Raw genomic sequence first — 19,747 nt, forward strand, 5'->3', positions numbered from 1 at the left:
TCAGCTCTCTGCGAGCATCAACAGGAAGCCGTATCGAGTCGCCATTGTCGTCACTCTCCGACGTCCACCTTGCCTGTCGTCATCCCAGCGAAAGCCGGGATCCATTTTCGGGGGCGCGCAAACGTCAACATGGATCCCAGCTTTCGCTGGGATGACGGCACGGGATTCCATGACGACGCGGCGTTCCGCGACGACACGGGGGGCCCGCGACGGCACGGGATTCCGGTGTTATCCCATCCCACCTCGCCGTGCCAGCAACCGCTGCATCAGGCAGAACGCCAGCAGCAGCGCGCCGATGGCGATCTTCGTCCACCACGAACTGAGCGTGCCGTCGAACACGATCAGGGTCTGGATCAGGCCCAGCACCAGCACCCCGAACAGGGTGCCGAGCACGTAGCCGCTGCCGCCGGCGAGCAGGGTGCCGCCGATCACCACCGCCGCGATCGCGTCCAGCTCCAGCCCGGTCGCGTGCAGGCTGTAGCCGCTGAGCATGTAGAAGGTGCAGACCACGCCGCCCAGCGCCGAGCACAAGCCGCTGAGCGCGTACACGCGCACCAGGGTCGCGTCCACCGGCAGGCCCATCAGCCGCGCGGAGTGTTCGCTGCCGCCGATCGCGTACACCGTGCGACCGAAGCGGGTCATGCCCGCCAGCACCGCGCCGGCGGCGACGACCAGCAGCGCGATCGCGGCACCGACCGACAGCGAGGCGCCGCCACCCAGCGGGATCCGCAGGCTGGCCACGGCCACGTGGAAGGCATGGTCGATGCCGATCGAGTCCACGCTCACCAGCATCGCCGCGCCGCGGGCGAGGAACATGCCGGCCAGCGTCACCACGAACGGCTGCAGCCGGTAGCGCTGAATCGCCACGCCCATCAGCGCGCCGAAGGCCGTGCCCAGCGCCAGCACCAGCGCGATCGCCGCCAGCGGATGCCAGCCGTGGCGCTGCACCAGGCTCGCCAGCAGCACCGTGCTGAAAGCGACCACCGCGCCCACCGACAGGTCGATGCCGCCGGTGAGGATCACGAAGGTCATGCCGACCGCGACGATCAGCAGGAAGCCGTTGTCGATGAACAGGTTGAGGAACACCTGCGGCGACAGGAAGCCGTCGTACAGCACGCCGCCGGCGATCGACATCGCCAGGAACAGCGAGACGGTGGCCGCGAGCGAGACGTAACGCGGATCGCGCCACAGGCGCGCGAATCCGCCCGGCCGCAGCAGGCCGCGCAGCGGCACCGCGCTCATGCCCGCCCCCTTGCCGGGCGCTGCACCAGCGCCTTGAGCTGCCCGCGGAATTCGGGCGACTGCAGCAGCAGCACCGCCAGCACCAGCAGCGCCTTGACCACGAGGTTCACCTGCGGCGGAATGCCGATCGCGTAGATGGTGGTGGTGAGCGTCTGGATGATCAGCGCGCCGACCAGGCTGCCGGCGAGGCTGAAGCGCCCGCCCGCCAGCGCGGTGCCGCCGAGCGCGACGGCGAGGATCGCGTCGAGTTCGAGCAACTGCCCGGCGTTGTTGGCGTCGGCGCTGGCGACGTTGGCGCTGACCAGCAGGCCGGCCAGTCCGGCGCAGAAGCCGCAGAACACGTACAGGGCCAGGGTGATCGCCTTCGCGCGCACGCCGGCGACGTGCGCGGCGACCGGGTTGTGGCCGATGGCGCGCACGAACAGGCCGAGCGCGGTGCCGTCGAGCAGCAACTTCAGCCCCGCGAACACCGCCACCACCACGAACAGCGCGAACGGCAGGCCGAGCACGAAACCGCTGCCGAGGAAGGCGTACGGCGCGTAATAGATCGTCAGGATCTGGCCGTCGCTGACCAGTTGCGCGATGCCACGTCCGGCCACCATCAGGATCAGCGTGGCGATGATCGGCTGCATGCCGACCTTCACCACCAGCAGCCCGTTCCACAGCCCGCACAGCGCGGCCGCGCCGAGCGCGGCGGCGACCGCGGCGAACAGCGGCGCGAGCCCGCCGCCGCCGCCCGCGGTCATGCGGGTGATGGTCCACGCGGCGACGGTCGCGGAGATCGCGAGCACCGCGCCGACCGAGATGTCGAGCCCGCGCACCGCGATCACCAGGGTCATGCCCAGCGACACGAGGATCAACGGCGCGGCGCGGTTGGCGATGTCGACCAGGTTGCCGTACAGCCGCCCGTCGCGCCATTCCAGCGACAGGAAACCAGGATTGAACGCGCCGTTGCCAAGCAGCAGCAAGGCCAGCGCCAGCAGCGGCCAGAACAGCGGATGCGCGAAGGCGCGCTGCGCCAGCGAGGGCCGCGGCGGTTCGGCGGCGGGCGTGGGCATGGGCGATCGTCCGCGCGCCATCAGCCCTGCCCCGCGATCAGGGCGAGCACCTGGTCGCCGTCGCTGCCGCCGGGCAGTTCACCGGCCTTGTGGCGTTCGCGCAGCACGGCGATGCGGTCGCCAAGCCGCGTGAGCTCCTCGATCTCGGCGGAGATGAACAGCACGGCCATGCCCTGCCGCGCGAGGCGCACCACTTCGGCCATGATTTCCTGCTTGGCGGCGATGTCGATGCCGCGCGTGGGTTCGTCGAGGACCAGCAGCCTCGGCTGCGTGGCGAGCCAGCGCGCCAGCACCACCTTCTGCTGGTTGCCGCCGGACAGCGCGCCAACCGGGGTCTCGATACCGGCGGCCTTGATCCCTAGCAGGGCGACGTAGTGCGCCGCCATCTCGTCCTGTTTCGCGCGCGGCAGCGAGCGCCGCCAGCCGCGCCGCGCCTGCAGCGCCAGCACGATGTTCTCGCGCACCGACAGGCCGGCGACGATGCCTTCGGTCTTGCGCTCCTCCGGGCACAGCGCCAGCCCGCGCGCGACCGCGTCGGCGGGATGGTGCAGTTCGGCCTGCGCGCCATCGATCACGAGTTCGCCCCTGTCGGCGCGGTCGAGGCCGAACAGCAGGCGCGCGAGTTCGGTGCGGCCGGAACCGAGCAGCCCGCCGAGCCCGAGCACTTCGCCCGCGCGCAGCTGCAGGTCGACCGGCTGCAGGCTGCCGCGCCGCCCGAGCCCGCGCGCCTCGACCACGACCGGACCGTCGGCGGCGGGGCCCGCATCGGCGTCGCGGACGCCGGCGAGTTCGACCTCACGCCCGACCATCGCCTTCACCAGCGCCGCCTGCGGCAGTTCCGCCGGCAGGTACTCGCCGACAAGGCCGCCGTTGCGCAGCACGGTGATGCGGTCGGCCACCGCATAGACCTGGTCGAGGAAGTGGGTGACGAACAGGATCGCCATGCCGCGCCCGCGCAGGCGGCGCATCACCGCGAACAGTTCGCGCACCTCGCCTTCGTCGAGGCTGGAGGTGGGTTCGTCGAGGATCAGCACGCGCGCGCGGACGCCAAGCGCGCGCGCGATCGCGACCATCTGCTGGATCGCGACCGGATAGGCCGACAGCGGCCGGTCCACGTCGAGATCCAGGTTCAGCGCCTGCAGCAGCGCACGAGCGCCGGCGCGCACCTGCTTCCAGTCGACCAGGCCGAACCGACGCGGGTAGCGGCCGGCGTAAAGGTTCTCGGCCACCGACAGGTTCGGGCAGAGGTTCACTTCCTGGTAGACGGTGCTGATGCCCTCGCGCTGCGCGTCGAGCGGGTTGGCCGGGGCGATGGTGCGGCCGTCGAGCACGACCGTGCCGGCATCCGGCGTTTCCACGCCGGTCAGCAGCTTGATCAAGGTCGACTTGCCGGCGCCGTTCTGGCCCATCAGCGCGTGGATCTCGCCTGCGCACAGGCGGAGGCCGGCGCCGTCGAGCGCGCGCGTGGCGCCGAAGCGCTTGTGCAGTCCCTCGGCGTGGAGGACGACGCTCAACGGCGGCCCCTGGTCAGTATCCGCGATTGGGCAGCTCGGCCTCGGCCTGTTCCTGCGTGAACACGCCCTCGTCCACCGTCACCCGCTTCGGCACCTCGTTGCCGGCGTGCACGTCACGGATCAGGTCCGCCAGCTGCGGGCCGAGCAGCGGATTGCATTCCACCGTCGCGTTGAGCTTGCCCGCCTTCATCGCCTCGAACGCGCCGCGCACGCCGTCGATGGAGACGATGCGGATGTCGCTGCCCGGCTTCAGCCCGGCCTCCTCGATCGCCTGGATCGCGCCGATCGCCATGTCGTCGTTGTGCGCGAACAGCACGTCGATGTTGCGGCCCTCGGCCTTGAGGAAGGCTTCCATCACCTCCTTGCCCCTGGCGCGGGTGAAGTCGCCGCTCTGCGAACGCACGATCCGGAAGCGGTCGTCGCCGTCGATGACCTCCTTGAAGCCCTTCATGCGATCGTTGGCCGGCGCCGAGCCGACCGTGCCCTGCAGCTCGACGATGCGCACCGGGCCGGCCTTGCCTTCGCTGTCGCCAACCAGCCATTGCGCAGCGCGACGGCCTTCCTCGACGAAGTCCGAGCCGATGAAGGTCGCATACAGCGAATCGTCGGACACGTTCACCGCGCGGTCGGTCAGCACCACCGGGATGTTCGCCGCCTTCGCCTCGCGCAGCACCGTGTCCCAGCCGGTTTCGACCACCGGCGAGAACGCGATCACGTCCACGCGCTGGGCGATGAACGAGCGCAGCGCCTTGATCTGGTTCTCCTGCTTCTGCTGCGCGTCGGAGAACTTGAGGTTGAATTCCGGCGCGGCCAGCGCCTCCTTCACCGAACGCGTATTGGCCGTGCGCCACTCGCTCTCGGCGCCGACCTGGCTGAAGCCGACCGTGATCGCGCCACCGCCCGCAGCCGCGCCCTGCGCGTCGTCGCCACCGGAACAACCGGCCAGCACCACCGCGCACAGCAGCGTCGCCACTCCCAGAACCTGTCGCATCGCACCCTCCCGAAGTCGATGTGTTGACGCCAACCGCATGCTGCCACAGCCCGGCCGGCGCATGCCCGCGGCGGCCTCAGGCCGCGGTGTAGGCGGTCTTGACCGTGGTGTAGAACTCCGCCGCGTAACGGCCCTGCTCGCGCGGCCCGTAACTCGATGCCTTGCGCCCGCCGAACGGCACGTGCGGATCCACGCCCGCGGTCGGCAGATTGACCATCACCATGCCCGCCTGTGCGTGGCGCTTGAAGTGGGTGGCGTGCTTCAACGACGTGGTGCAGATGCCGGCGCACAGGCCGAACTCGGTGTCGTTGGCCAGCGCCAGCGCGTGCTCGTAGTCGTCGGCGCGCAGCACCGCGGCCACCGGCCCAAAGATTTCCTCGCGGGCGATGCGGTCCGACGGCTTCGCCGCGAACAGCGTCGGCGCGAGGTAGTGGCCCTTCGTCTTCCCTTCCACGCGCCCGCCGCCGGCGAGCAGTTCGCCGCCGTCGTCGTGGCCGGCCTGGATGTAGGACAGGTCGGTGTCGAGCTGCTGCCGGCTGGCGACCGGGCCGATGTCGATCCCCGCCTCCAGCGGATCGCCGACCCTGACCTTCGCCAGACGCGCCTGCGCGCGCGCGACGAACTCGTCGTACACCGCGTTCTCCACGATCAGCCGGCTTGACGCCGTGCAGCGCTGGCCGGTGGAGAAGAACGCGCCGTTGACCGCGCATTCCACCGCGGTGTCGAGGTCGGCGTCGGCCAGCACCACCAGCGGGTTCTTGCCGCCCATCTCCATCTGCACCTTGAGCGCGCGCGCCGCGGCTTGCTTGAGCAGCGCGTGGCCGGTGGGCACCGAGCCGGTGAAGGTCAGCGCGTCCAGCTTCGGGTGCTCGACCATCGCCTGGCCGACCACGCGGCCGCTGCCGAGCACCATGTTGAACACGCCCTCGGGCAGGCCGGAGCGCGAAAGGATTTCCGCGATCGCCCAGGCGCAGCCCGGCACGATCTCCGCCGGCTTGAACACCACCGTGTTGCCGTAAGCCAGCGCCGGCGCGATCTTCCACGCCGGAATCGCCAGCGGGAAGTTCCACGGCGCGATGATGCCGACGGTGCCGACCGGCTCGCGCGTGATCTCCACGTCCACGCCCGGACGCGTCGAGGCCAGCTTCTCGCCGGGGATGCGCAGCGCCTCGCCGGCGAAGAACTTGAAGATCTGCCCGGCGCGTGCAGCCTCGCCGATGCTCTCGGGCAGGGTCTTGCCCTCCTCGCGCGCGAGCAGGCGGCCCAGTTCGGCCTTGCGCGCGAGGATCTCGCTGCCGACGAAGTCGAGGATGTCGGCGCGCTGCTGCGGGTTGGACAGCGACCAGGCCGGCAGCGCCGCGCCGGCCGCGTCCACCGCCTGCGCGGCGCGCGCGGCGTCGAGCGTGCCGTAGTGGCCGACCGGCACGTCGAGATCGGACGGGTTCTCGTCGGCATGGCTGCCGTCGCCTTCGACCCACTGTCCGGCAATGTAGCTGCTGAAGCGTTGTTCGCTCACGGTACTTCTCCTTGCGTGTCCTTTCCCGCCGCTGCTACAGCGCGCGCACCCCGCCCGGTGCGAACCCGGCCGCGATCGTGCGCAGCGGGTTGCGCAGCGGCGCGCCCAGCTCCGGCAGTTCGACCTCGAACACGTCGCCCGGCTGCGCGCGCACGCCGTCGGCGAAGCTGAGCGTGGCGGTGCCGAAGAAATGCAGGTGCACGTCGCCCGGACGCCGGTGCGCGGCGTACTTGAAGTGGTGGTATTCGAGGTTCTCCAGCGAGTGGCACATGTTGGCCTCGCCGGTGAGGAAGGGCTTCTCCCAGACCACGGCGTCGCCGCGGCGCAGGCGGCTGGTGCCGCGCAGATCGCGCGGCAGCGGGCCTGCGCGCAGCTCCGGGCCGATCGCGCAGGCGCGCAGCTTGGAGTGCGCGAGGTAGAGGTAGTTCTGGCGCTCGGTGACGTGGTCGGAGAACTCGTTGCCGATCGCGAAGCCCAGCCGGTGCGGCGTGCCGTCGGGGCCGATCAGGTAGAGGCCGACCAGTTCCGGTTCCTCACCGCCGTCGAGCGCGAAATCGGGCGACGGCAGGTCGGCGCCGGGCGCGGCGACGATCGCGCCGTCGCCCTTGTAGAACCACTCCGGCTGCGCGCCGGGCTGGCCGGGCGTGGGGATGCCGCCCTCCACGCCCCACTGGAACATGCGCATGGAGTCGGTGAGCGTGCCTTCCTCCGCCTGCTGCTGCAGCTTCTGGTGCATGGCGTCGCGTGCGGCGGCGCTGCCGAGATGGGTCAGGCCGGTGCCGGTGACCAGGCAGTGCGCCGGATCGGGATGGTGCAGCGGACTGAGCACGCGGCCGGCCTGCAGCAGGGCGGCGTAGTCGAGGCGAGCGTCGCCCGGCGTGGCGTGGGCCTGCGCGGCGAGGCTGCGGCCGGCTTCGATCGCGGCGCTGGCGAGGGCGTAGGTGCCGCCTGGGGCATCGAGCACCCGCACCTGTCCGCCATCGGCATCGACCACGCCTGTCCGGGTAGTCCCGGCCTCGTCCCTCAGCTGGATCAGTCGCATCTGCGCAGCTCGTGTTCCGGTGAATGCCCAACCCGCATTCTGCCGGGTTGATGGATATGCATCCAATTCATTTAGGCTTGGAATCGATACGCATTCACGTATACCACTAACCCACCGGATGTCGTCTCGACCGCAGGCAGGCCCGAGCGTCGGCCACGTAGGGCCGACCTACGACTATCTGATGTCATCTCGACCGCAGGGAGAGATCTACCGTCGGACGTACGGTTGTCGCCACTCCGGAACACCCGGCGGAAAGCAAAGATCAAGATGGATGGCCAGCGCTCCGCGCTGTTGTAAAGCGCTTCCGGCTTTCGCCGGGATGACGGCGGGAACGGGTGACGGTATGTGCAGTCCGCAGGTCGGGGCTACGCCCCGACGCCCCCTCAGTCGTGGAACGCCTCCACCACCTTGCGCCTGCCCAGCATGAACGCATCGGCCACATGCCGCAGCGGCGCCAGGTCCACGTCCGAATGGCCGGCGCGGATGATCTCGGCGAAGCGCCCGTAGAGCATCGGATATTCCTGCTCCGGCTCCGCGTGCAGCAGGCGGCCATCGACCGACAGCTTCGCGCCGCCCTCGGACAGCACCATCTCGCCGGCTTCCGTCTGCGCAACGATGTCCCAGCTCTGCCGGCCGGTCTGGCGCCAGTCGAACTCGGCCGACAGGTCCAGCCCGGCCGCATCGGTGAACGTGATCGATGCGGCGATCGGGGCGTCGCGGTTTTCCGGGAATTCCAGCGTCGCGGCGGTGGCGAACACCGGGCGCGGCAGGATCCGGGTGACGATCGACAGCGCATTGATGCCCGGGTCGAATACGCCCAGGCCGCCGGGCTGCCAGATCCACGCCTGGTTCGGATGCCATTGGCGCACGTCCTCCTTCCACGCCACCCGCATGGCGCGGATGCGGGTGCCGGAGAGGAACTCCCGCGCCGCCTCCACCGCCGGCGCATAGCGCGAATGCCAGCTGGCAAACAGCGACACGTGCCTGTCAGCGGCCAGTGCGGCCAGGTCCTCCACTTCCGAGAGCGTCGCTCCCGGCGGCTTTTCCAGGAACACGTGCTTGCCGGCCTCCAGCGCCTGCACCGCCGCCGCGTGCCGGTACTGCGGCGGCATGCACAGCGAGACGGCCTGGATCGACGGCACCGCCGACAGCATCTGTTCGATCGAGCCGAAGTTGTCGATGCCCTCGACCCGTCCGTTGCGGCTGGCCGCCGCGACCAGCCGGTAGTCGGCGTTGCCGGCCACGGCGGGCAGGTGCTGGTCGCGCACGATCTTGCCGACGCCGACGATCGCAAGATTGATGGTTGGCACGGATGCAGTCTCCACGAGATGGCGCAGGGTCGGCGCATGCCGCCTGCAGAGGGGTGTCCGGCGTCAGGCGCGTTCCAGCGCCGCGGCCACGTCGCCCCAGGCGCGATCGCGCCCCGGGCAGGCGAATCGGTAAAGAATGTCACGCCGGTACGCCGTGCCCGGGCGCAGGATCGCATCCGGGAACGCCGGCCGGTTCGGCGCGTCGGGGAAATCCTGCGGCTCCAGGCACAGGCCGCGCCCCAGCCCCGGATGCTGGCGATCCAGTCCCTGCCCGCGACCTCGGCCACGTGTCCCAATGGAACCAGTTCCTCCGACACCGGCAGGTAGCCCGCCGCCGGGACCTGCAGCAGTTGCGCCGACCCGGCACCGTCGCATTGCCGACGAGGTTGAAGTCCTGCGACGCGATAGGTCGCCACGACTTCCAGGTTGCCCGGATAACCTTATCTCGCCGTCGGGGAAGCGATGGCGCAGCACGAGCACGTCGCGGCCGTCGTCACGCCTGCCGAACCGTCGAGTCTTCTCCACGCAGTGTTTCCCGCGATTGCCGGCGACCCATCCGCCGCGCGGCAGCATAGGCGCGCGGGCATACGCGCAGCCATCCCGCGATTGGCATGGGAAACGACGGGAATGGAATGGCTACCCGAGTGCATGCGAGCCACGCCGGACCAATATCAATCCATGTATTGATCAGTTCGTTAAATTCATTAGAAGGTTATCAGCCTCGCCTTTATTCTCGACCTGCGTCGCGCACGGACCACAGCACCGGACACATGCCGATGCACCGGTCGCCGAGCCGGTCGATGGCGATCCACAACTCGAGATCGATCGCGTCCAGGTCGCAAACCGGGAGGGGGGTGAAGGTGACGACGCCCATCGACATCCATGCCACCGCCCGTTCGACTTCGACGGCAGCCGGATCGGGCGCGGCGCGCGCATCCGGGCGGACCGTCCGCTTCCACGACATCCGATCCGCAACATTCGAGGCAAGACCAATGCTGAAGAAGACCCTGCGCACGCTGGCACTGACTTCCGCCCTGCTCGCCGCCGGCATGGCCGGCGCCCAGGACAAGACCTCCGCCACCGCGACGCTGCGCGCCGACCAGCCCGGCGACACCGTGAGCCGCTACATCTTCGGCCAGTTCGCCGAACACCTGGGCTACGGCATCTACGGCGGCATCTGGGTGGGCGAGGATTCGAAGATCCCCAACACCCGCGGCTATCGCAACGACGTGGTCGAGGCCCTGAAGAAGATCGACGTGCCGGTCGTGCGCTGGCCCGGCGGCTGCTTCGCCGACGAGTACTACTGGCGCGACGGCATTGGCCCGCGCGACAAGCGTCGGGTCAAGATCAACACCCACTGGGGCGGCGTCACCGAACCCAACAGCTTCGGCACCCACGAGTTCATGGACTTCACCGAACTGCTGGGCACCGACGCCTACGTCTCGGGCAACGTCGGCAGCGGTTCGCCGCGCGAGATGGCCGAATGGGTCGAGTACATGACCTACGAAGGCGCCTCCTCGCTGGCCGAGGAGCGCCGCGCCAACGGCCGCGACAAGCCCTGGAAACTGCCCTTCTTCGGCATCGGCAACGAGATGTGGGGCTGCGGCGGCAACCTCGCCGCCGAACAGGCGGCCAACCTGCACCGCCAGTACCAGACCTTCGTCAAGGTCCCGGCCGGCCAGCACGTGACCAAAGTCGCCGCCGGCGCCAACAGCGACGACTACAACTGGACCGAGGCGATGATGCGCATCGCCGGCAAGCACATGGATGCGCTGTCGGTGCACTACTACACCGTGCCCGGCGGCTGGCCGCCGCGCGCTTCCTCCTTCGAGTTCGACGAAGCCGCCTGGATCGAGACGCTCGCCAGCGCGCTGAAGGTGGACGAGCTGCTGCGCAGGCACATCGAGATCATGGACAGGCACGATCCCGAGGGGAAGGTCGCGCTGTACCTCGACGAGTGGGGCACGTGGTACGAGGGCCTGGAGGGCGTGAACCCGGGCTTCCTGCACCAGCAGAACACGCTGCGCGACGCCCTGGTGGCCTCGCTGCACTTCGACATCATGAGCCGCTACGCGGGCCGGGTGAAGATGGCCAACATCGCGCAGATGGTGAACGTGCTGCAGGCGATGATCCTCACGAAGGACGCGCAGATGCTGCTCACGCCGACCTACCACGCGTTCGAGATGTACAAGCCCTGGCAGGACGCGACCCACCTGCCGTTCAAGCTGGAGACGCCCGACTACCGCCTCGGCGACACCACCGTGCCGGCCGTGCATGGCTCGGCGGTGCGCGGCAAGGACGGCCACGTCTACGTCGCGCTGACCAACCTCGACCCGAACCGGGCCGCGAGCGTGTCGGCGAGCACGAGCGGCCTGCAGGCGACGGCGGTGTCCGGGCGCGTGCTGACCGCAGGCGCGATCACCGCGCACAATACGTTCGAGCAGCCGGAGCAGGTGAAACCGGCGACGTTCGACGGCGCCACGCTGTCGGGCGGCACACTGAGGGTGGAACTACCCGCGAAGTCGGTGGTGATCCTGCAGTTGCAGTGAGTCCCGCCGGCAAGGGACGACAAGGCGACTCGCGCCACCGTGCGCCTGCGCCCCGGCCACCGCGTCTGGGGCGGCACGTGGACCGACGGACTTCGCAACCGGACGCGCCACGGTGCGCCGCGCGCGAGCATCCGCGACCCGCGCCCGCCCTCGCCGCATGACCGGCGGGCTGGCGGTCCCCGGTCGGCGCGGGACTACGCCGACCGGGGACGCGCCTCACTTCACTGCGCGCGCGTGACGTAACCGTGCATCGCCAGCCACCGCACGTAGGCGTCGAACCAGCCGGTGCTGGTGGTGTCTTTGGGGTACATGCCGAAGCCGTGGCCGCCGCGCTCGTAGAAGTGGAACTCGACCGGGCGGCCCGCAGCCCGCCAGTTCTCGATCAGGTCGAAGCCGCTGCCGGCGAACAGGCCGTCGTCGGCGGCGAGGGCGACGAACAGCGGCGGCGCATCGGCCGGCACCTGGATCGCCGACAGCGGGCCGTAGATGTTGGCGATGAACGCGGGCCTGGCGTCCTCGCCCGCGAGCGTCGTGGCCATGGTCAGCATCGCGCCAGCCGAGAAGCCGATCATGCCGATGCGGTCGCGGTCCACCCCCCACTCCTCGGCGCGGGAGCGCACCAGCGCGAACGCCGCGCGCGCATCGGCGATCTGCGGGCGCAGCGCCTCGATCGCCTCCGGCGCATCGGCGCGGCGCGTCGGGCGCGGTCCGGCGAGCATGTCGCGGATCGATTGCGCGAAGCCCTCCAGGTCCTCCGGCGTCTGGTTGAGGCGGTACTTGAGCACGAACGCGGCCACGCCCCGTTCGGCCAGCGCTCGCGCCACGTCCCAGCCCTCGTTCTCCATCGACAGCGAGCGGAAGCCGCCGCCCGGCGCCACGATCACCGCCGCACCGGTGGCCTTGCCCGCCTCGGGCAGGAAAGGCGTGAGCGTGGCCTGCGTGACGTTGCGTGCGAACACGCGCTCGTACTGGCGATGCCAGGCCTCGGTCGCGGTGGCGCCCGGCAACGGACCGGTGTCGAGCGCGATCGCGTCGGGCTGGGCCGGCATCGGGATCGGCACCATCGTGTCGTCCTGCGCGCTGGCGCCGGCCGACCACAGCAGCGCCGCGACGAGCGCGAAGCGCCAGCGGCGGCCGGCGACCGGCCGGCGCGGGAGGGGACGTGTCGGGGTCATGTCAATGCTCCGTGTTGGTGGGACGGGAACCGGCGTCGCGGCGCGTCAACGCGGCACGGCGCGCGCGCGGTCGATGGCGAAGGCGGCCGAGCGTGTCGCCACCCCGGTGTCGGGCTGCCCGGAACCGACCGAGATCCGGTAGCGGCCCGGCATCACCAGGCGCGTGCCCCCGGCATCGACCGCGCTGAGATCGCGCGGATCGAGATCGAAGCTGAGCGTGCGCGCTTCCCCCGGCGCCAGGTGCACGCGCTGGAAGCCGCGCAGCGCCAGCCGCGGCAGGCCGTCGCCGTGCGGGAACGTCAGGTACAGCTGCGCCACCTCGTCGCCGGCGCGAGCGCCGGTGTTGCGCACCTGCGTGGTCACCCGCAGACCGTCGGCCGCACCGCCCGCCGCCGGCTGCAGTTGCAGCGGCGCGTAGTCGAAACGGGTGTAGCTCAGGCCGTGGCCGAACGGATACACCGGCGTCCCTTCGAAATAGCGGTAGGTGCGCCCGCGCATGGCGTAGTCGCCGAACGGCGGCAGGTCGTCGACCGAGGCGTAGAACGTCAGCGGCAGGCGTCCGGCCGGATTGACGTGCCCGGCGATCACCCTGCCCACCGCCAGACCGCCGGCCTGGCCCGGGTACCAGGCCTCGATGATCGCGTCGGCGTGCTGCTTGGCCCATGCCAGGTTGACCTGGCTGCCGTTCATCAGCACCACCACCAACGGTTTGCCGGTGGCCTTGGCCGCCTCCAGCAGCGCCTGCTGGTCGGCGAACAGGTCGAGCGAGGTCTTGTCTCCGCCCTGGAAGCCGGGCACCTCGATCGGTGCCTCCTCGGCCTCCAGGTCGGAGGTCAGGCCGACCACCGCCACCAGCACGTCACTGTCGGCGGCGACCGCGCGCATGTCGGCCTCGGGCGTGTCGGACACGCGCTTCCACAGCAGGCCGATGCCGGTGAGGATGCGCGCCTCGGTCCACACGCTGATCGGGTAGCGGCGACCGCCTTCCAGCCACACGGTCTTCATCGTCGGCAGGCTGTTCCACGAGGCGCCGGCCAGGTCGACGAAGGGCTGGCCGTCGAACGCCATCTCGCCGTTGAAGCCGCCGATGCCGAGGCGGTAGCGGCCCGTTTCCGGCGGCACCAGGAAGCCGGTCCATTCCACCCGGTGCACGTCGCGCACCTGCACCAGGTCAAGGCTGCGCGAGTTCACGTCCGGCTCGATCCGGGTGACCACCGGCGCCTTGTCGAAGCCGGTGCGCGCGATCCATGCATCCAGTTCGCCCGGTGCGAAGCGCGCGGGCGGCGCCCCGGACGCGTTGTAGTAGCGTGCAAGCAGCCCGGGCGCGCCGTCGGGCGTGCGCAGTGCGCTGGCAGGAACCGGATCCCCGTCGGTATAGGTCTCGCCGAACGCGGCGTGGCGCACCTGCGCCTGCGGCAGGGCGCGGCGCAGGCCCTCGAGCACCGACACGGGCGGCGCCGACTGCGGCGAGGAATAGTTGCCGCGCAGCACGCGGGTGGCGTCGCCCAGCGGCCCGATCACGCCGATCCGGGCGTCGGCGCGCAGCGGCAGCACGCCGTCGTTCTTGAGCAGCACCAGGCTCTTCTCCGCCGCCTCCAGCGCTATCTCGCCGTGAGCGGGTGCGCCAACGACGTCCGGCGAGACGGTGTCGGTGGACAGCGCGCGCAGGCCCGGGAGGTCGCCGTTGCGGTAGCGCGCGGCGAACAGGCGGACCAGGGCGCGGTCGACGTCGGCCATGGTGATCAGGCCGCGCGCCAGCGCGTCGCGGTACGGCTCGGTGAGGCCGTCGGTGTCGGTCAGGGTGGCGCCGTTGCATTCGCTGTCCACGCCCGCGCGCAGGGCGGCGGCGACTGCGGCGGCGGCATCGGGCGCGAAGTGGTGGTGCTTGTGGATGTCCGTGACCGCATCGCAGTCGGACACCACGTAGCCCCGGAAACCCCAGTCGCCGCGCAGGACGTCGTCGAGCAGCAGGCCGCTGGCGCAGGCAGGCACGCCGTCGACGCGGTTGTAGGCGCACATGATCGAGCCCGCCCCGCCCTCGACGACCGCGGCACGGAACGCGGGCAGGTAGGTGTCTTCCAGGTCGCGGCGCGAGACGTAGACGTTGGCGTGGTGGCGGGTGGATTCCGGGCCGCTGTGGACCGCGTAGTGCTTGGGCGTGGCGATCACGTCGTACTCGCCGGGACGATCGCCCTGCACGCCGCGCACGTAGGCCACGCCCATGCGCGCGGCCAGGAACGGATCCTCGCCGTAGGTTTCCTGGCCGCGGCCCCAGCGCGGGTCGCGGAAGATGTTGATGTTCGGCGACCAGGTATTGAGCCCGGTGCCGATGCGGCCGGTGCGCCCGGTCCCGCGCGCGAGCGCATGCAGGCCGCGCACCTCGGTACCGATCGCGCCGGCCACGCGCCGCACGAGCGCCTCGTCGAAGGTGGCGGCCAGGCCGATCGGCTCGGGGAAATTGGTGGTGGGCAGCGTACCCATCGCGCCGTGCAGCGATTCGGTCCACCAGTTGTAGCGCGGCACCTCCAGGCGCGGAATGGCGGGCGCGGTGTTGAGCAACTGCGCGAGCTTCTCCTGCGGGGTCATCCGCGCAACCAGGCGTTCGGCCAATGCCTCGGCCGAAACGGCGGGAGCACCGGCGGCGAATGCCTGGCCGGTCGCTGTGATGATGATCATGGCCAGCAGGCCGGCCAGCGTCGCGCGCGTCGGTTTGGTGCGTGTGTGCATGATGTTCCGGCAGAGAATCGGGACCGCGTCGGCGAGCCATGCCGCCCCTCGTGTCGGATTCCACCTTAGCCAGCCGCGGGAGCCGGCACCAATCGCAATCTCGACCCGATCCATGTGCTTTTGATGATCACCGCGCCGCGCCCGAGGTCGCCACGAAACGCCAGGTGCGGCGGGTCCCGCCGCCGCAGGTCGGCACATATCCACGTCATTGCAGCGGGGCGCGGTCTGGATCGACGCGCGGACCCATCCGGCGGGGAGCGCTCGTCCGACCGCCCAATGGATATGCAACATCAGCCAAAGTCGAGATAATCGATACACAACGATGTATGGATCACGCCCGTGCCCAACCCGCCCTGGTTCGTCCGCGCCCGCCTCAAGACCCGCCAGCTGATGCTGCTGATCGCGATCGAGGAACACGGCAACATCCACCGCGCGGCCGAGTCGCTGGCGATGTCCCAGCCGGCGGCGTCGAAACTGCTCAAGGACCTCGAGGACCTGATCGGCGTGCCGCTGTTCGAACGCCTGCCGCGCGGGATGCGGGCGACCTGGTACGGCGAGAGCATGATCCGCCACGCGCGCATCGCCCTGTCCAGCCTCGGCGAGGCCGGCGCGGAGATCGAGGCGCTCAAGGCCGGCCACGCCGGCAACGTCGCCATCGGTGCGATCGCCGGCCCGGCCATGACCCTGCTGCCGCCGGCCCTGGCGCAGATCAACCAGGCCCATCCCGACCTGCGCGTGTCGCTGCTGGTGGAAAGCAGCGACGTGCTGCTCGAACAACTGGCGCAGAACCGGATCGACCTGATGATCGGCCGCCTGTTCGCCCGCCACGACAAGCGCAACCTGCACTACGAACCGCTGGCGGAAGAGGAAGTGTGCGCGATCGCGCGCCCCGGCCACCCGCTGCTGTCGCTGAAGAAACCCGGCCTTGCGGAGCTGGCGGGCGCGTCCTGGGTGGTGCCTCCCGAGGGCAGCGTGCTGCGCCACCGCTTCGAGCTGATGTTCCAGAACGCGGGGCTGGACATGCCGCGCCAGGCGATCGGCACCACCGCGCTGGTGCTGCTGCCGCGCCTGCTGGCCGACAGCGACCACCTCGCCGTGGTCCCGGTCGACGTGGCGCGCCACTACGCCCGGCACGACATGGTGCGGATCGTGCCGGTGGACCTGTCGTGCCGGATGGACTCGTTCGGTTTCATCACCCGCAACGACTGGCTGCTCTCGCCGGGCGCGCGCACCGTACTGGAGTCGCTCAAGGCCGCGGCGAAGCAGGTCTACGCACCGGCCGCGAAATCGCCGCGCAAGGGCTGACCGGGCCGCGCGCTCGACCAATAACGATTCGAATATCGACACCGGCTTTATTGTTATTTTTCGTGCATGTCTATGCCCGGTAGGATCGCCGTGCAGGAAGGCCGGGCGCGATTTCGGACGAGCGACGGGCATCCGGCCACCCCCATTCCACGGGCAGGATCCCCGACCGCATGAGCGCTCCGAAGAAGGCAGCCCGCCGCAGCCAGGAGTGGTTCGGCCGCGACGGCAAGCAGGGGTTCTACTACCGCAGCTGGCTCAAGGGCCTGGGCCTGCCGCACGACCTGTTCGACGGCCGCCCGGTGATCGGCATCTGCAACACCTGGTCGGAGCTGACGCCCTGCAATTCCTCGTTCCGCGAGCTGGCCGAACACGTCAAGCGCGGCGTGTACGAGGCCGGCGGCTTCCCGCTGGAGTTTCCGGTGATGTCGCTGGGCGAGACCCAGATGCGGCCGACCGCGATGCTGTTCCGCAACCTCGCCAGCATGGACGTGGAGGAATCGATCCGCGCCAACCCCATCGACGGCGTGGTGCTGCTGATGGGCTGCGACAAGACCACGCCGGCGCTGCTGATGGGCGCGGCCAGCGTCAACCTGCCGACCATCGGCGTCTCCGGCGGGCCGTCGCTGTCGGGCAACTGGCGCGGCAAACAGGTCGGCTCGGGCACCGGCGTGATCGAGATGTCGGAGATGGTGCGCGCCGGCACGCTGTCGCAGGAGGATTTCATCGAGGCCGAGGCCTGCATGCAGCGCTCCAGGGGCAGCTGCATGACCATGGGCACGGCGTCGACGATGGCGAGCATGGTTGAGGCGCTGGGGATGTCGCTGCCGGAGAACGCGGCGATCCCGGCGGTGGATTCGCGCCGCTTCCGCCTCGCCCACCTGTCGGGCCGGCGCATCGTCGAGATGGTGCGCGAGGACCTGCGCATGTCGAAGGTGCTGACCCGCCAGGCCTTCGCCAACGCGATCCGCGCCAACGCCGCGATCGGCGGCTCGACCAACGCGGTGATCCACCTGCTGGCGATCGCCGGGCGCTTGGGCGTCGACCTCACGCTCGACGACTGGGACGCCATCGGATCGCGCCTGCCCTGCCTGGTCAACCTCAAGCCTTCGGGCCAGTACCTGATGGAGGATTTCTACTACGCCGGCGGCCTGCCTGCGGTGCTGCGCGAGATTTCGCAGCACCTCGACCTCGATGCGCCAACCGTCAACGGCCGCAGCCTCGGCGAGAACATCGCCGACGCACCGTGCTGGAACCGCGACGTGATCCGCCCGCTGGCCGAACCGTTCAAGCCCGAGGCCGGCATCGCCGTGCTGCGCGGCAACCTCGCGCCCGACGGCGCGGTGATCAAACCCTCGGCGGCGTCGCCGCAGCTGCTGCGCCACCGCGGCCGCGCGGTGGTGTTCGAGGACATCAAGGACTTCAAGGCGCGCATCGACGACGAGGCGCTGGACGTCGACGGGAACAGCATCCTGGTGCTGAAGCACTGCGGCCCGCGCGGCTATCCCGGCATGGCCGAGGTCGGCAACATGCCGCTGCCACCGAAGCTGCTGCGCCAGGGCGTCACCGACCTGGTGCGCATCTCCGACGCGCGCATGAGCGGCACCGCCTACGGCACCGTGGTGCTGCACGTCTCGCCCGAAGCCGCCACCGGCGGCCCGCTGGCGCTGGTGCGCGAGGGCGACTTCATCGAACTCGACGTGCCCGGCCGCCGCCTGCATCTCGACGTCTCCGACGACGAACTCGCGCGCCGCCGCGCGGAGTGGACACCGCCGCCAGCACCGACGCGCGGCTGGAGCAAGCTCTACATCGACCATGTGCAGCAGGCGCACCTCGGCGCCGACCTCGACTTCCTCGTCGGCGGCAGCGGCGACGAGGTGGCGGGTGATTCGCACTGAGGTGATGGACGCGCCCGTCGACCGTGCGCGGCGAACCTGCAGCGCACGACACCCCTGTCATTTCGATCGAAGGGAGAAATCCCGGAGCATCAAGAGCAGATTTCCCGCTACGCTCGAAATGACAATTTCGAGTGTTTCCCCCGTCATCCCGGCGAAAGCCGGGATCCATTTGGCCTTGTCCGTATCCAGCCACCGGCAAAATGGATCCCAGCTTTCGCCGGGATGACGGTAGTGGGGCGTGTGGACGCGGCGGCCTACGCGAGCGTCGCCTCCAGCAGCTTCCGGATCACCTGCTGCGCGCCGGCAGCAAGCGCCTCGTCATACGCGAACGTCTCCTCGTCCATGTAGACCCGCTGGCTGATCTCCAGCTGCACCGCGTCGATGCCGCGTGCCGGATCGCCGTAGTGGCGGGTGATGTGCCCGCCCTTGAAGCGGCCGTTGTGGGCCCAGTCGTAGCGCGACTGCGCCGCGAGCACCGCTTCCAGCCGCTGCTGCAGCGCCGGCGAGGCGCTGCTGCCGCTGGCGGTGCCGAGGTTGAGGTCGGGCAGCCGGCCCTCGAACAGGAACGGCAGTTCGCCCCGGATCGAATGGCCTTCCCACAGCACGGCGCGGCCGTGCGCGGCGTGGATGCGATCGAGCTCGCTGCGCAGCGCCGCATGGTAGGGCCGCCAGTAGCGGTCGACGCGGGCGCGCACCTCGTCCCCCGAGGGTTGCTCGCCGTCGAGATAGACCGGATCGCCGCTGAAGCGCACGACCGGGCACAGGCCGGTGGTGTTCTGGCCCGGATACAGCGAGACGTCGTCCTCGCCGCGGTTGAGGTCGACCACGTAGCGCGAATGGGTCGGCACGATCATCGAGGCGCCGAGTTCCTTCGCGAACGCGTACAGGCGCGCGATGTGCCAGTCGGTGTCGGGCACGCGTCGCGCTTCGGGCGTGAGCCGCGCGGCGATGTCGTCGGGAACGCGGGTACCGTCGTGCGGCACGCTGACCAGCAGCGGCGCGCTGCCGCGATGCAGGGTGAAGGTGTCCATGGCCGGATTGTACGGCGGCGCGTGTCGCGGGGCTGGCACGACCGCGTCTCCTCCGTCATCCCGAGCGCAGCGAGGGATCTTGTCTCCGGACGCCAGATCCCTTATCTCTTTCCGATCTGCCAGATTAGGCGTCGAGAGCCGGCGTGGTCGACCGTCAATCCCTGGGTCTGAACGACCGCCAGCGAGCCAGGTCGCCACGCCGGAATCTCCCCGCACACGCCCGAACAGTTGCTCGAGTTGGCGCTCGTATCGATAAGGCTGGGCACGCCGGGAGAACTCTCGACCCCTACAGCTTAGCGGAGTTGAGATGGCCTACGGTGTCGGTATCGATGTCAGCAAGTCATGGCTGGATGTTCATGTGCATGGTCTGGGGCACAGTGCCCGGTTCGGCA

General features: G+C 70.1%; 14 protein-coding genes and 1 pseudogene. 3 read left to right on the top strand and 12 right to left on the bottom strand.

Annotation, left to right across the window (positions count from 1 at the left end; translation table 11 throughout):
* Positions 1–228: 228 nt before the first annotated feature.
* The 9 genes and pseudogenes from yjfF to FQY83_RS04140 form a co-directional block, all read right to left on the bottom strand.
* Complete coding sequence (gene yjfF, locus FQY83_RS04100) at positions 229–1,242, bottom strand: galactofuranose ABC transporter, permease protein YjfF (protein ID WP_146385230.1); 1,014 nt, start codon at positions 1,240–1,242, stop codon at positions 229–231.
* Positions 1,239–2,300, bottom strand: coding sequence for an ABC transporter permease (locus FQY83_RS04105; RefSeq protein WP_146385232.1), 1,062 nt, complete (start codon positions 2,298–2,300; stop codon positions 1,239–1,241). Before FQY83_RS04105 ends, yjfF begins: the two co-directional genes overlap by 4 nt.
* Positions 2,301–2,320: 20 nt before the next feature.
* Positions 2,321–3,814 (bottom strand): sugar ABC transporter ATP-binding protein, encoded by a 1,494-nt coding sequence (locus FQY83_RS04110; protein ID WP_146385234.1) that lies wholly within the window; start codon positions 3,812–3,814, stop codon positions 2,321–2,323.
* 13 nt (positions 3,815–3,827) lie between these two features.
* Positions 3,828–4,805, bottom strand: coding sequence for an ABC transporter substrate-binding protein (locus FQY83_RS04115; protein ID WP_146385236.1), 978 nt, complete (start codon positions 4,803–4,805; stop codon positions 3,828–3,830).
* Positions 4,806–4,881: 76 nt separating this feature from the next.
* Complete coding sequence (locus FQY83_RS04120) at positions 4,882–6,321, bottom strand: aldehyde dehydrogenase family protein (protein ID WP_146385238.1); 1,440 nt, start codon at positions 6,319–6,321, stop codon at positions 4,882–4,884.
* 34 nt (positions 6,322–6,355) lie between these two features.
* Positions 6,356–7,363 carry an AraD1 family protein gene (gene araD1 / locus FQY83_RS04125; protein WP_146385240.1) on the bottom strand — a complete coding sequence of 336 codons (1,008 nt, stop codon included), beginning with the start codon at positions 7,361–7,363 and terminating at the stop codon, positions 6,356–6,358.
* A gap of 383 nt (positions 7,364–7,746) precedes the next feature.
* Positions 7,747–8,673 (bottom strand): Gfo/Idh/MocA family protein, encoded by a 927-nt coding sequence (locus FQY83_RS04130; RefSeq protein WP_146385242.1) that lies wholly within the window; start codon positions 8,671–8,673, stop codon positions 7,747–7,749.
* Between the two features lie 63 nt (positions 8,674–8,736).
* Positions 8,737–8,946, bottom strand: a pseudogene (locus FQY83_RS17750) (aldose epimerase family protein); the annotation flags it as partial.
* A gap of 454 nt (positions 8,947–9,400) precedes the next feature.
* Positions 9,401–9,637, bottom strand: coding sequence for a hypothetical protein (locus FQY83_RS04140; protein WP_158636428.1), 237 nt, complete (start codon positions 9,635–9,637; stop codon positions 9,401–9,403).
* Between the two features lie 28 nt (positions 9,638–9,665).
* Between FQY83_RS04140 and FQY83_RS04145 the strand changes: the two genes are divergently transcribed.
* Positions 9,666–11,222 carry an alpha-N-arabinofuranosidase gene (locus tag FQY83_RS04145; protein ID WP_146385246.1) on the top strand — a complete coding sequence of 519 codons (1,557 nt, stop codon included), beginning with the start codon at positions 9,666–9,668 and terminating at the stop codon, positions 11,220–11,222.
* A 221-nt stretch (positions 11,223–11,443) separates the two neighbouring features.
* On the opposite strand, the gene FQY83_RS04150 is transcribed toward FQY83_RS04145, so the two are convergent.
* Both FQY83_RS04150 and FQY83_RS04155 read right to left on the bottom strand, forming a co-directional pair.
* Positions 11,444–12,397, bottom strand: coding sequence for an alpha/beta hydrolase (locus tag FQY83_RS04150; RefSeq protein WP_146385249.1), 954 nt, complete (start codon positions 12,395–12,397; stop codon positions 11,444–11,446).
* 45 nt (positions 12,398–12,442) lie between these two features.
* Entirely contained in the window at positions 12,443–15,124 is a 2,682-nt protein-coding gene (locus FQY83_RS04155; RefSeq protein WP_146385251.1) for a glycoside hydrolase family 3 C-terminal domain-containing protein, read from the bottom strand.
* A gap of 390 nt (positions 15,125–15,514) precedes the next feature.
* On the opposite strand from FQY83_RS04155, the gene FQY83_RS04160 reads away from it, so the two are divergent.
* Both FQY83_RS04160 and FQY83_RS04165 read left to right on the top strand, forming a co-directional pair.
* Positions 15,515–16,429: a LysR family transcriptional regulator gene (locus FQY83_RS04160; protein WP_192906670.1), complete on the top strand. Its 915-nt coding sequence runs from the start codon at positions 15,515–15,517 to the stop codon at positions 16,427–16,429.
* 170 nt (positions 16,430–16,599) lie between these two features.
* Entirely contained in the window at positions 16,600–18,324 is a 1,725-nt protein-coding gene (locus FQY83_RS04165) for an IlvD/Edd family dehydratase (RefSeq protein ID WP_146385255.1), read from the top strand.
* A 254-nt stretch (positions 18,325–18,578) separates the two neighbouring features.
* On the opposite strand, the gene hutG is transcribed toward FQY83_RS04165, so the two are convergent.
* Complete coding sequence (gene hutG, locus FQY83_RS04170; protein WP_146385257.1) at positions 18,579–19,355, bottom strand: N-formylglutamate deformylase; 777 nt, start codon at positions 19,353–19,355, stop codon at positions 18,579–18,581.
* Between the last annotated feature and the right edge of the window lie 392 nt (positions 19,356–19,747).

The organism is Luteimonas marina (genome assembly GCF_007859325.1).
GTDB classification, from domain to species: domain Bacteria; phylum Pseudomonadota; class Gammaproteobacteria; order Xanthomonadales; family Xanthomonadaceae; genus Luteimonas; species Luteimonas marina.

Bases quoted from the DNA above. Each gene is read 5' to 3' on its own strand.
- yjfF (WP_146385230.1), bottom strand. From the start codon at position 1,242: ATGAGCGCGGTGCCGCTGCGCGGCCTGCTGCGGCCGGGCGGATTCGCG.
- FQY83_RS04105 (WP_146385232.1), bottom strand. From the start codon at position 2,300: ATGCCCACGCCCGCCGCCGAACCGCCGCGGCCCTCGCTGGCGCAGCGC.
- FQY83_RS04115 (WP_146385236.1), bottom strand. From the start codon at position 4,805: ATGCGACAGGTTCTGGGAGTGGCGACGCTGCTGTGCGCGGTGGTGCTG.
- araD1 (WP_146385240.1), bottom strand. From the start codon at position 7,363: ATGCGACTGATCCAGCTGAGGGACGAGGCCGGGACTACCCGGACAGGC.
- FQY83_RS04140 (WP_158636428.1), bottom strand. From the start codon at position 9,637: ATGTCGTGGAAGCGGACGGTCCGCCCGGATGCGCGCGCCGCGCCCGAT.
- FQY83_RS04145 (WP_146385246.1), top strand. From the start codon at position 9,666: ATGCTGAAGAAGACCCTGCGCACGCTGGCACTGACTTCCGCCCTGCTC.
- FQY83_RS04150 (WP_146385249.1), bottom strand. From the start codon at position 12,397: ATGACCCCGACACGTCCCCTCCCGCGCCGGCCGGTCGCCGGCCGCCGC.
- FQY83_RS04155 (WP_146385251.1), bottom strand. From the start codon at position 15,124: ATGCACACACGCACCAAACCGACGCGCGCGACGCTGGCCGGCCTGCTG.
- FQY83_RS04160 (WP_192906670.1), top strand. From the start codon at position 15,515: ATGCTGCTGATCGCGATCGAGGAACACGGCAACATCCACCGCGCGGCC.
- FQY83_RS04165 (WP_146385255.1), top strand. From the start codon at position 16,600: ATGAGCGCTCCGAAGAAGGCAGCCCGCCGCAGCCAGGAGTGGTTCGGC.
- hutG (WP_146385257.1), bottom strand. From the start codon at position 19,355: ATGGACACCTTCACCCTGCATCGCGGCAGCGCGCCGCTGCTGGTCAGC.